The 11876-nt window shown below is 72.8% G+C and carries 12 protein-coding genes; 7 read left to right on the plus strand and 5 right to left on the minus strand.

The features are described 5' to 3' along the window. Nucleotides 1–74 precede the first annotated feature (74 nt). From OHS82_RS37645 to OHS82_RS37655, 3 genes are all read left to right on the plus strand, one after another. Entirely contained in the window at nucleotides 75–926 is an 852-nt protein-coding gene (locus OHS82_RS37645) for a hypothetical protein (protein ID WP_328435464.1), read from the plus strand. A gap of 122 nt (nucleotides 927–1048) precedes the next feature. Next, nucleotides 1049–2950, plus strand: coding sequence for a molecular chaperone HtpG (gene htpG / locus OHS82_RS37650; RefSeq protein ID WP_328435465.1), 1902 nt, complete (start codon nucleotides 1049–1051; stop codon nucleotides 2948–2950). Nucleotides 2951–3097: 147 nt separating this feature from the next. Beyond that, nucleotides 3098–4420, plus strand: coding sequence for an MSCRAMM family protein (locus OHS82_RS37655; protein ID WP_079041528.1), 1323 nt, complete (start codon nucleotides 3098–3100; stop codon nucleotides 4418–4420). Between the two features lie 37 nt (nucleotides 4421–4457). Here OHS82_RS37655 and OHS82_RS37660 read toward each other — a convergent pair whose 3' ends face one another. Next, on the minus strand, nucleotides 4458–5024 hold the full coding sequence (locus OHS82_RS37660) for a dihydrofolate reductase family protein (protein ID WP_328435466.1): 567 nt from the start codon (nucleotides 5022–5024) through the stop codon (nucleotides 4458–4460). Between the two features lie 291 nt (nucleotides 5025–5315). Beyond that, entirely contained in the window at nucleotides 5316–6467 is a 1152-nt protein-coding gene (locus OHS82_RS37665; protein WP_242433369.1) for a methyltransferase, read from the minus strand. Between the two features lie 82 nt (nucleotides 6468–6549). On the opposite strand from OHS82_RS37665, the gene OHS82_RS37670 reads away from it, so the two are divergent. The 3 genes from OHS82_RS37670 (at nucleotide 6550) to OHS82_RS37680 (ending at nucleotide 9642) form a co-directional block, all read left to right on the plus strand. Then, the gene (locus OHS82_RS37670) at nucleotides 6550–7212 is read left to right on the plus strand and encodes an alpha-ketoglutarate-dependent dioxygenase AlkB family protein (protein ID WP_328435467.1); all 663 of its coding nucleotides are present in this window, start codon (nucleotides 6550–6552) and stop codon (nucleotides 7210–7212) included. A 27-nt stretch (nucleotides 7213–7239) separates the two neighbouring features. Beyond that, nucleotides 7240–8484 carry an ROK family protein gene (locus OHS82_RS37675; RefSeq protein ID WP_057582524.1) on the plus strand — a complete coding sequence of 415 codons (1245 nt, stop codon included), beginning with the start codon at nucleotides 7240–7242 and terminating at the stop codon, nucleotides 8482–8484. Nucleotides 8485–8757: 273 nt separating this feature from the next. Next, entirely contained in the window at nucleotides 8758–9642 is an 885-nt protein-coding gene (locus tag OHS82_RS37680; RefSeq protein ID WP_057582523.1) for an NAD(P)-dependent oxidoreductase, read from the plus strand. Nucleotides 9643–9698: 56 nt separating this feature from the next. Here OHS82_RS37680 and OHS82_RS37685 read toward each other — a convergent pair whose 3' ends face one another. The 3 genes from OHS82_RS37685 to OHS82_RS37695 all read right to left on the minus strand — a co-directional run bounded on the left by OHS82_RS37685 (nucleotide 9699) and on the right by OHS82_RS37695 (nucleotide 11254). Continuing rightward, entirely contained in the window at nucleotides 9699–9887 is a 189-nt protein-coding gene (locus OHS82_RS37685; RefSeq protein ID WP_057582522.1) for a DUF1272 domain-containing protein, read from the minus strand. 207 nt (nucleotides 9888–10094) lie between these two features. Continuing rightward, complete coding sequence (locus OHS82_RS37690; protein ID WP_057582521.1) at nucleotides 10095–10679, minus strand: DUF4865 family protein; 585 nt, start codon at nucleotides 10677–10679, stop codon at nucleotides 10095–10097. After that, nucleotides 10655–11254 (minus strand): TetR/AcrR family transcriptional regulator, encoded by a 600-nt coding sequence (locus OHS82_RS37695; RefSeq protein ID WP_199863946.1) that lies wholly within the window; start codon nucleotides 11252–11254, stop codon nucleotides 10655–10657. Before OHS82_RS37695 ends, OHS82_RS37690 begins: the two co-directional genes overlap by 25 nt. A 196-nt stretch (nucleotides 11255–11450) precedes the next feature. On the opposite strand from OHS82_RS37695, the gene OHS82_RS37700 reads away from it, so the two are divergent. Beyond that, nucleotides 11451–11744, plus strand: coding sequence for an SHOCT domain-containing protein (locus OHS82_RS37700; RefSeq protein ID WP_057582519.1), 294 nt, complete (start codon nucleotides 11451–11453; stop codon nucleotides 11742–11744). Nucleotides 11745–11876 lie beyond the last annotated feature (132 nt).

The following is an 11876-nucleotide window of genomic DNA, read 5'->3' on the forward strand; positions in this document are numbered from 1 at the left end:
GATGCCGGGGCGACGCGGTCGCTAGGCTTCCGCGCGCATCCGTCATCAGCGCAGCGCCTCGGGGGGCCGACATCATGAACGCCTGGAACCAGCAGGGCGGACAGCCGCCGCACGACCCGTACCACCCTCCCTACGGCCCCTACGGGCCGCAGCCGTTGCCGCAACCGGTTCCCCGCGTGGGCCTGTTCGGGAGGTTGTGGCGGGCCGTCGGCCCGATCGCGGTGGGCCGTACGGTGTTCCGGCCGTCCCGGCCCGGCAGGGTCGACGATCCGGCGGTCACCCGCATGCAACGGATCCGCACCGCCGTCGGACTGGCCGCCGTGGTGTGGGTGATGATCTCCTACAAACTCGTCGCGTCCGTCGGGGACTTCGCCGACGACCGGGTGGACCAGACCTGGAACAACGTCCTCGTCCTGGCGGTGACCCTCCCTCTCGTCGTCGGCGCGCTGATCTGCGCGGCGCGCCCGCCGGCCCGTCGCGAACTGCTGCGCCGGGCGGCCAGGCCGCTCGGCTCGATCGTGGCGATCATCGCCGCAGTCGCCCTGTTCCCCGCGGCCGTGCTGACCGGTCTCCTCGACGGACGTTTCGCAACCGGTCCCGCAACGACCGTGATCACCGTCGTCGTCGCGCTGTTCATGATCGTGTGGGTTCTGCCGTTCGTCGTCTACGGCGTCGGGATGTCCCTCGTGCACGTGTTCCGCACCGCGGACATCCATGAGACGGTCCCGCCGCTGCTGGCGCTGGTGCTCGTGTGGGAGATGGCGGTGATCGACGTGTTCACCGGCGCGTACGAGGGCGTTCCGGGCCCGGTGCGGATCCTGCTTCTGCTGGGCGCACCGCTGTCGGTCACCGCGGTCGCCCTGTGGGAACTGCGCCGGCTCCGCGTCGGCTACGGCCTCACCCTGCGCGCCGCGCTCATGCGCTGACGACCCGCCACGCGTTTCGCGGGAAGCATGAGCCACCGGCCCACGCAGCCCGAGAAGGTGTCCTAAAGTGGCTTCCGCCAGTTCAGGAGACTCTTTCGGAACCTGTGAGGAACACGCCAACCATGTCGACCGAAACGTTTGAGTTCCAGGTAGAGGCCCGTCAGCTGCTGCAGCTGATGATCCACTCGGTCTACTCGAACAAGGACGTCTTTCTGCGCGAACTCGTCTCCAACGCCTCCGACGCGCTGGACAAGCTGCGCCTCGCCGCGCTGCGCGAGGACGCGTCCGACGCCGACGTCTCCGACCTGCACATCGAGATCGAGACCGACCCCGAGGCCCGTACCCTCACCGTGCGGGACAACGGGATCGGGATGTCGTACGACGAGGTCGGGCGGCTGATCGGCACGATCGCCAACTCGGGCACGGCCCAGTTCGTCAGGGAACTGCGTGAGGCGCAGGACACGGGCAGCGCCGAGGGGCTGATCGGGCAGTTCGGCGTCGGCTTCTACTCCGGTTTCATGGTGGCGGACGAGATGACCCTGGTGACCCGGCGTGCAGGGGAGGCGCAGGGCACCCGCTGGTCGTCGCGCGGTGAGGGGACGTACACCCTGGAGGGCGTCGACGACGCACCGCAGGGCACCTCCGTCACCCTCCACCTCAAGCCGGCGGACGACGAGGACAAGCTGCACGACTACACCTCGGAGTGGACGATCCGGGAGATCGTCAAGCGCTACTCGGACTTCATCACCTGGCCGATCAGGATGACCCCGAAGCGGGGCGAGGGCGACGACGCCGCGCCCGCTGCCGAGACGCTGAACTCGATGAAGGCCCTGTGGGCGCGTTCGCGCGACGAGGTGTCCGACGACGAGTACCACGAGCTGTACAAGCACATCAGCCACGACTGGCGCGAACCGCTGGAGACCGTCCGGCTGCAGGCGGAGGGCACCTTCGAGTACCAGGCGCTGCTGTTCGTGCCCTCGCACGCCCCGCACGACCTGTACAACCAGGGCTACAAGCGCGGTGTGCAGCTGTATGTGAAGCGCGTCTTCATCATGGACGACTGCGAGGCGCTGCTTCCGCCGTACCTGCGCTTCGTCAAGGGCGTGGTCGACGCCGCCGACCTGTCGCTGAACGTGTCCCGCGAGATCCTCCAGCAGGACCGGCACATCCGGATGATGCAGCGCCGGCTCACCAAGAAAGTCGTGTCCACGGTCAAGGACATGATGACCGCGGCGCCCGACCGCTACGCCACGTTCTGGCGGGAGTTCGGCGCCGTCCTCAAGGAAGGGCTGCTGTCCGACTCCGACAACCGCGACGCGCTTCTCGCGGTCTCCTCCTTCGCGACCACGCACAGCGAGGACGAGCCGACCACCCTGCGGGCCTACGTCGAGCGGATGAAGGACGGCCAGGACGCCGTCTACTACCTGACCGGCGAGTCCCGGCAGAGCATCGAGAACTCCCCGCACATGGAGGCGTTCCGGGCCAAGGGCGTGGAGGTCCTGCTGCTCACCGACCCGGTGGACGAGGTGTGGGCCGACGTGGTCGGCGAGTTCGACGGCAAACCGCTGCGGTCGGTCGCCAAGGGCGAGGTCGATCTCGACGGGGAGAGCGGCGAGCAGGCCGAAGGCGAGCGCGAGAAGCAGAGCGAGGAGTACGCGGGCCTGCTCGCCTGGATGAACGAGCACCTGGACGAGGACGTCAAGGACGTGCGGCTGTCGTCCCGTCTCACGGTCTCGCCGGCCTGCATCGTCTCCGACGCGAACGACCTCACCCCGGCGCTGGAGAACATGTACCGGGCGATGGGGCAGGAGGTGCCGCGGGCCCGGCGGATCCTCGAGCTCAACCCCGGGCACGCGCTCGTCAAGGGCCTGAACAAGGCCTACCAGGAGCGCGAGGACCGCTCCGGCCTCGCCGAGACCGCGGAGCTGCTGCACGGCCTGGCGGTGCTCGCCGAAGGCGGGCGGCCGAAGGAGCCCGGCCGGTTCGTGAAGCTGGTGGCGGACAGCCTGGAGCGCTCGTTGTAACGGGCGGGAAAAGGGTTCCGGGCAGGGTTTCCCTGCCCGGAACCTTCACAGTCCGCACACCGAACATGCTAGTTGCTTGAGTCAATCAAGCGGGCCTAGGATGCTGTGCAGTCGTGCAGCACCGCACCCCCCACGGAGGCCCGGCCCATGTCCCCTGCGCAGACCCGATCCGTGCGGATCGAGAAGGGGGCCGCGCCGCCCCGGGCCGGTGTCGCCGTGGCGGTGCCGGCCTTCGTCGCCGTGGCCGGCGTGATCCTGGCCTGGACGACCACCGACGTCGGCGGCGGCCCACCCACCTCGGGGACCGGCTTCGAGCTGGTCACGGTCGCGGGAGTCGGCGCGGCGGTCCTCGCCCTGGCCGTCGCCGTGTTCCTCCCGGGGCGGCCGACCGCGGCCACCGGAGCGCCGGCCACGCCGTCCGCCGGTGCGCAGGCCGCTCCGTCCCCCGGCGAGCAGGCCTCGACCGCACCGGGCGTGATCCCAACGACTCCGGTCGAGCCGGCTCTGAACCAACCGACTCCGATCGGACCGCACCCGGAGCAGCCGGGCGCCGGCACGGCCGGGGAGGGGGCGTCGGGCGCGGCGGTGGCGGTGCCGCTGGCACGGGCCGTCGCGGAGCTCGTCGCCACCGTTCCCGGACTGTCCGACGGCGGTCCGGCGGGCGGTGGCCGAGCGGTGCGCGGGCGGGTGCGGGGCGCCGAGGGCATACCGGTGGGCGGCGCCGCTGTCACGCTGATCTCGCTGGGCGGGCGGCAGGTGGGCCGTGCGGTCACCGCCCTCGACGGTTCCTACGAGCTCCTGACGCCCGGTGAGCGCGCCTACGTGCTCATCGCCTCGGCCGACGGCCATCAGCCGCAGGCCGCCACCGTCGTGGTCGGGACGACGCCCGTCACGCACGACGTGCTGCTCAGCGGCGCCAGCGGTCTGACCGGTGCCGTGCGGTCCACGGCCGACGGAGCGCCGGTCGCGGAGGCGGTGGTCGTCGTCATGGACGTGCGCGGCGACGTGCTGGCCACCGCGCGGACCGACGGCAAGGGCGAGTTCACCGTCGCCGACCTGGTGCCGGGGGCCGTCGTCCTCACGGTCAGCTCTCCGGAGCACCGGCCGCAGGCACAATCCGTCGAGATCGGCGCCGCCGGTGTCACCCGGGTCGACCTCGAGCTGCGGCCCGGCGCACAGGTGCGCGGCACGGTACGCGGCGCGGGCGTTCCCCTGCGCGACGCCCGGGTGACCCTGGTGGACGCCGCGGGCAACGTCGTGGCGACCGCCACGACCGGCGGCGACGGGGCGTACGCCTTCACCGACCTGGACGACGGCCCGTACACGGTCGTGGCGGCCGGCTACCCGCCCCGGGCCGATCACATCAGCGTCGGCGGCGCCGACGAGGACGACCACGACATCGAACTCGCCCACGCGGGCGACCAGGGCCTGTCCGCAGTGGTGATCCCTGACGCAGGGTCTCGCGGCTGAGTGCTCCGGGCAGTCCTGGCGCGCGGGGTGCTGCCGCTCAGCGCCTTGTCTCGTACCTGGTCAGCACCACACCGCCGGGAAGCGTCCGAGTCTCCAGCAGGTTCAGGTGCACCCAGCTGTCCAACGCGGTGAAGAACGGCGTGCCGCCGCCCACCAGGACCGGATGGGTGGCGATCACGTACTCGTCGATCAGCCCGGCACGCAGGGCCGCCCCGGCGAGCGTCGCGCCGCCGATGCTCATCGGGCCGCCGTCCTCGGCCTTGAGGCGGGTGATCTCGGCGATCGCGTCTCCGGTGACCAGGCGGGTGTTCCAGTCGACCTCGTCGATCGTCGAGGAGAACACCACCTTCGGCGTGTCCCGCCAGTTCCGCGCGAACTCGATCTCCGCCGGGGTGGCGTCGGGCAGCTGGTCGCCGGTCGGCCAGTAGGAGCTCATCGTCTCCCACAGCTTGCGCCCGTACAGCGTCAGGCCGCTCGCCTGCTCCTGGTCGAGCCACCACTGGAACAGCTCGGGGCTCGGCGGTCCCCCCCAGCCGATGTCGTCGCCGGCCGCGGCGATGTAGCCGTCCAGGGTCAGGTTCATGCCGTAGATCAGCTTCCGCATGTCCAGCCTTCCGTCCGTGGGTGTCCGGCGTAGAGACCGGCGCGCCGCGGGAAACTCATCGGCGCGCGATCCGGGCTCGCCGGTGGTCCACGTGCTCGGGGCTCAGCGTGGTGTACTCGGCCGACACGGGCAAGCCGCCCGGTCTCGCCCTCGCCCTCGCCCTCGCGGGTGCGGAAACTTCCGGCCGACCCGGCAGGCGAAGAACGCCGGACGTCCCGCGGCAGCCTCACCGAGGAGAGCCACCTCGCCGACGACAAGGCCTGCTGGAACAGGTCGTCGCCGGGACGGGACTCACGCTCGCCTGACCGCTTTCAGCACCACGAACTTCCGGTCGCCGGCGACCAGTTCACTGTTGCCGAACAGCCGCTTGAGCTTCACGTGGTAGCCCAGGTGCCGGTTGCCCACCACCCACAGCTCGCCGCCCGGCCGCAGCGCACGCCGGGCCCCCGTGAACATGCGCCACGCCGTCGCGTCGGTGGTGGCCTGGTGGGAGTGGAACGGCGGGTTGTTGAGCACGACGTCGACACTCTCGTCCGCGACGCCCGCCAGCCCGTCCCCGACCCGGAACTCGGCGTGCCCAGGCACCCCGTTCGCCCGGTAGGTCGCCTCCGCCGACGCCACCGCCTGGAACGACTCGTCGGTGAACAGCACCTCCGCCCGCGGGTCGGACAGCGCCACCGCCGTGCCGACGATCCCGTTGCCGCAGCCCAGGTCGACGACCCGGCGGCCGCCCCCGGCGCTCGGCAGATGCCGGAGGAAGAACCGGGTGCCGACGTCGAGGCGGTCGGCGCAGAAGACCCCCGCGTGGTTGACGACCGGACGGCCGGAGAGGGTGGGGCCGAGGTCGCCGGGCAGGTCGTACGAGTAGGGCCACGGGGTGGCCGGAGGCTTCAGCGACGGATCGGGGGTGCAGAAGACCAGCCGGGCCTTCTGCTCGGCGAGGGAGGTCCTGGTCGGCCCGAGGATCCGCTCGAACAGCTTCAGAGTCGAGGTGTGGATCTCCTTCACCATGCCCGCGCCGACGACGACCGTCCCCGCGTGCACGGCGGGCGCCAGCCGCAGCAACTGGTCCTCCAGCAACGCCAGACTCTTGGGGATGCGGACCAGCAGGACGTCGATCCGCTCCGGCGCCGGGTCCTGGGTGGTGAGCAGCCGCACGGAACCGGTCTCGGCCCCGGCCCGCGCCAGATTGGCCCGGGTCGCCTCCTGCCCCAGCCAGGAGTCGGTGATCTGCGTCGGCCGGTGCGCCGCCAACGCCGTGACCAGCGCGCCCCAGCGGTCGCCGAGCACCACCACCGTGCCGGTCAGTGGGACGTCCTGCGCCGCGAGGTGTCTGAGCAGGTAGGCGTCGGAAGCGTCCCAGGCGCGCAGCTGATCGCGAGGGTCCTCGGGGTGGCGGGCCAGCTCGACCTCGCCCCACGGCGTCGTCATACGGTCGTTCATCGTGGTCAGGCTAGCCGAGCCGCAGCTCAGACGCGGTGTCACCGTCGGCCGCGGCACCACGGACATGCGGGAGGATGGGTCCATGGACACGGAGTTGTTCCCCCGTGGGCGTACGGAGGTCGCGCCGGGGGCGGTGCACCTGCCCGACTGGCTGGACGCGGCCCGCCAACGCGAGCTGCTGAGGTCGTGCCGGGAGTGGGCCCGACCGCCGGCCGGGCTGCGCACGGTCCGCACGCCCGGCGGCGGCACGATGTCCGCCCGCCAGGTCTGTCTCGGCTGGCACTGGCGCCCGTATGCATACGCCCGCACGGTCACCGACGGCGACGGCACGGCCGTCAAGCCGTTCCCCGACTGGCTGGGCGAGCTGGGCCGGCGCGCGGTGGCCGACGCGCTCGGGCCGCAGGAGTCCCCGTCGGCTGCGTACGACATCGCGCTGATCAACTTCTATGACGGCGACGCCCGGATGGGCATGCACCGGGACGCCGACGAGAGATCCGACGCACCCGTGGTCTCCCTCAGCCTGGGCGACTCGTGCGTCTTCCGCTTCGGGAACCCGCGGACCCGGACGCGGCCCTACACCGACGTCGAGCTGCGCAGCGGCGACCTCTTCGTGTTCGCAGGCCCCTCCCGGCTTGCGTACCACGGAGTGCCCCGCGTGCTGCCGGGCACCTCTCCGCCCGCGCTGGGCCTCACGGGACGGCTGAACATCACGTTGCGGGTGAGCGGCTTCCCCGACGCCGCCTGAACAACGGATCATGGGAGACTCGCCCCCATGAGCGGCAAGGCGGACCCCCGGCCGGCGGGGGAAGGGACCACCTCGAGGGCGCGGCTGGACCGGGGGCGCGGTGCGCTCGGGCCCGCGCTGGAGCTCGTGCACACCGGACGGGCGCCCACCCGGGCGGTGCTCACGGCCGAGCTCGGCGTCACCCGCGCGACGGCCGGCGCGGTCGCCGCCGAACTCGTCGCCCTGGGCCTGATCCGGGTGGACGCGCGGCCCGGCGCCGCAGCCGGTTCGCAGGGCCGCCCCTCCCACCGGCTCGAGGTCGCGCAGGACGGCCCGGTCGTTCTGGCGGCACAGGTCCACGCCGACGGTTTCCGGGCCGCGCTGGTCGGTCTCGGCGGCCGCATCGTCGCCACCACGCCCAGCTGTGAGGCCGTCGACGCCGACCCCGCGAAAGTGCTCGGGGCCGCCGTGGACGCGGGCGCGGAGCTGCTGCGGCGCACCGGCCGGCGCTGTGTGGGCGCCGGGCTCGCCGTGCCCTCCGCGATCACCGAACCCGAAGGGCTGGCGCTCAACCCCCTGCACCTGGCCTGGCCCGCGGGCGCGCCCGTGCGAGAGATCTTCGCCGAGCGGATCCGCGCCGCCGGCGTCACCGGACCCGCGTTCGCGGCGAACGACGTCAACCTCGCCGCCCTGGCCGAACACCGGCACGGGGCCGGGCGCGGCGCCCGTGACCTGCTGTGCGTGGCCACCGGGCATCGGGGCGTCGGCGGCGCGCTCGTGCTGGACGGCCGTCTGCACACGGGCAGTTCGGGACTGGCCCTGGAGGTCGGGCACCTCACCGTCAATCCCGAGGGACGTGCCTGCTACTGCGGCAGCCGCGGCTGTCTCGACGTGGAGGCCGATCCGCTCGCCCTGCTGAACACCGCCGGCCGGCAGCCCGGCCCCGAAGGCTCCCTGCTGCAGCAGGCCAACGAACTGATCCGCGAGGAGTACGGCGACCCGGTCGTCCGCATGGCCGTCGACGCGCTGATCGACCGGCTGGGGCTGGGCCTGGCGGGCCTGGTGAACATCCTCAATCCCGACCGCATCATCCTCGGCGGACTGCACCGCACCCTCCTCGCGGCCGACCCCGACCGGCTCCGCGCGGTCGTCACCGACCGCAGCCTCTGGGGCCACAACGGCGGGGTGCCGATCCTCGGCTGCTCCCTCGACCACAACAGCCTGGTCGGAGCGGCCGAGTTGGCCTGGCAGCCGGTCCTGGACGACCCGCTGGGGGCGCTCACCGCGGCGTGAGACCCGGCGCGCCCGCCCTCCCGGCAGCCCTGCCGCCGGTGTACCTGCACGACGGCGCCTGTACGGCCGTACCTGTACGACGGTGCCTGTACGACTGTGCCCGCAGGAACCGTGCGTGTACGACTGTGCCCGCAGGACCGTGTGTGTACGACGCGGCCGTCCCGGCGCGCTCGTGACGGGCCGTCAGCCGGTCGGCCGAGGGAAGCCGCACACGGATACCGCCGTGCCAGGGGAAAGGCGCCGGGCGCCCGTGTGCCGACGTAGGTTGACGCCATGACAGACCACCTGACCGTCAGCGTCCTGGGCACCGGCATCATGGGCGCCGCGATGGCCCGCAGCATCGCTCGGGCCGGCCACACCGTCCGCGTCTGGAACCGCACCCGTGCCAAGGCCGAGCCGCTCGCCGCGGACCGCGTGCACGTCGCCGCCACGCCCGCGGAGGCCGTCGAGGGCGCGGACGTCGTGCTGACCATGCTCTACGACGGCCCCGCCACCCTGGAGGTGATGCGCGAGGCCGCTCCGGCCCTGCGCGCCGGGACGGCCTGGGTGCAGTCGACGACCGCCGGGATCGAGGCCGTGACCGACCTGGCGGACTTTGCCCGTGCACATGGTCTCGCGTTCTTCGACGCCCCCGTCCTGGGCACCCGGCAGCCGGCCGAGGCAGGCCAGCTGACCGTCCTCGCGGCGGGTCCGTCCGCGAGCCGGGCCGCGGTGGCTCCCGTCCTGGACGCCGTGGGCGCACGGATCGTGTGGACCGGCGAGGACGGCGGCGCGGGCAGCGCCACCCGGCTCAAACTGGTGGCCAACAGCTGGGTGATCGCGGCGACCGCCGCCACCGGTGAGGTCCTCGCCCTGGCGCGGTCCCTGGGCGTCGACCCGAACGCGTTCTTCGCACTGATCGAGGGCGGTCCGCTCGACATGGGGTACCTGAAGGCGAAGGCGGCCCTGATCCTCGAGGAACGGCTCACGCCGGCCCAGTTCGCGGTCGCGACGGCAGCGAAGGACGCCCGGCTGATCGTCGAGGCCGGGCGCGGGAACGGCGTCCGCCTGGACGTGGCGGCCGCGAGCGCCGAGCGTCTGGAGCGGGCCGCCGCACAGGGCCACGGCGACGAGGACATGGCCGCCGCCTACTTCGCCAGCTTCGACAGCGCCCCCTGAGGAACCCGGCGGAGACCCAGGAGACCCAGGAGACCCCGGCTCACCCCCCGCCGTCGTCAGCCGGCGGGGGCTCGGCGGCGCGGCCGGGGGACCAGCTCCCCGCCGCAGTTGGGGCAGACCTCGCCCATGGCCTCCCCGCACGGGACGCAGAACGTGCACTCGTAGGAGCAGATCCGGGCCGGCCCGTCGGGCGGCAGGGCGGCGGTGGTGCAGCGTTCGCAGGGGTCGCGCATCTCCAGGGCCATCGTGCCAGGTGCTCCTCGTCAGGGGGTTCGTGTGTCGCCCTCCATGGTCCGCCGGACGCGGGCGTCCGTCGGCCGCTCGGCGGGCCACACATCCGCAGGATCGGGCCTCCGGAGCCAGCCGCCCGCAGCGCCCGCCGCCCGCAGCCCCCTGCGGCCACCGCCGGCGCCCGTAGCCCGCGCCGACCGCTCGTGCGCCCAGGGCTCACCTCACCACTGGCGGCCCGTGGGGAGCGCGGCCCGCCCCGGCGTGGACAGGTGCAGCACCTGGAACAGCTCGCCCTCGGCCTTCGGCGCGTCGTGCTCCCAGAGGGACAGCTGAACGGTCTCCCACCGGCTCGTGTCGACGGCGGCAGCCGCGAGCACCGCCCCGTCCTCCCGCGCCAGCCGTCGTGCCTCGTCCACCGCCTCCTGCACGCCGGCGGAGACCGGGCCGCCGTCCGGAAGGGGTCGGCGCCGCCGTACGGCGAACCGGGCGGGGGCCGCGCCGTAGGCCCCCTCCTCGTAGGTCAGACCCGTCCACTGGCGGACCGCCGGGCGCCCGAAGTCGTCGCTCAGGCCCTGGAATCCGGCGCCCCACAGGAAGGAGTTCATGCCCTCCACGGTGTTCCAGAGGTAGAACGGCGCGTACTGGCTGACCGGTGAGCCGTGCACCCCGCGCTCGCGCAGCAGATACGCCTTGAGACCGAGGCCCGCCCAGTCGTCCAGCAGATGCCCGACACGGGCCACGCGCGCGCGGATGACGCCCGTGTCGTAGTCGGCGGGCAGGGTCAGCTCGTACTGCATGGCGTGCACGGGGCCTCCTGGACGGCCGGGCGGGGGGTGAGCAGGCAGAGCAGTCCGCGGACGCCCGCGTCGAAGGCGGCCGGCGAACCGGCCGCGCGGGCCAGCACGTATCCGCCCTGGACCGTCGCGACGACGGTGGCGGCGATCGCCTCACCGTCCAGTTCCGGGCCGAACTGCCCCTGTTCCTTGCCCTCTTCGACGATGTGGGCGATCAGTTCGCGGATCCCGTCGATCGTCTCGTCCACGGGTTCGCGCAGCGCCTCGTCCGCGATGACGTCCGGGTCCATCGTCAGGCGTCCGAGGGGGCAGCCGCGCAACACGTCGCGCTCGCGCGTGAGGTACGCCTCGATGCGTTCATAGGGCGTGCCCGGACCGTTCAGCACTTCCTCGACGGAGGCGCGCATCTCCTCGGCCGTCCGCCGGATCGCCGCCAGTGCGAGATCGGGCTTGCCCTTGAAGTGGTGGTACATGCTGCCCTGTCCCGCGCCCGCCCGCTCCAGGATCGCCCGGGGGCTCGTCCCCACGTAACCGCGCTCCCAGAGCAGTTCCCGAGTGGACTCGATCAGTCGTTCCGACGTGCTCATGAAGCGACTGTACATACCAGTAGGTACAGAAGTCGAGGGCTCAGGGAGCACCCGTGGCACGCTCGCGTACTCCCTGCGAGGTACGCGCACTGACGCCGGCCGTGCGACGACGCCGGCCCCCGCCCCGCGGGACTCTCGAGACGTCGAGCAGAACCCGTTGCAGACCCACTGCAGATCCCCGAGGAGATGACCTGAGATGAACACCCTGGCTGACTGGCACGGCGGCGGCCCCGGCCCGTGGATCCTGTTCCTCCCGCTGATCTGGGCGGCCGTGGTGATCGGCGCGCTCACGCTGGTGCGCCGTACCGTGTGGCGCGGCCGCCCCGGTCCCTGGGGCGCGACGCGCGACCCCCGACCCACCGGGGACTCACCCCTCGCCGTCCTCGGCCGCCGCTTCGCCTCCGGCGAGATCGACGAAGACGAGTACTGGCGCCGACTGTCCGTCCTGGACGAGCAGTTCGGCCGCGTGGGCAGGGGCGGCACGGCGTGAGCGCGGTGACCGCCCCGCCCTGACACGGGACGGGGTACGGGGCGTCTACGCCGTGAAGGCGTGCGGTGTGCCGGCGAAACCGTCGGCCTCCCCGCTCTCCTGCGGCCGGCGGCGCGGCACCGTGGCGCCGGT

Origin of the sequence: Streptomyces sp. NBC_00425 (genome assembly GCF_036030735.1) — a bacterium.
GTDB lineage: Bacteria > Actinomycetota > Actinomycetes > Streptomycetales > Streptomycetaceae > Streptomyces.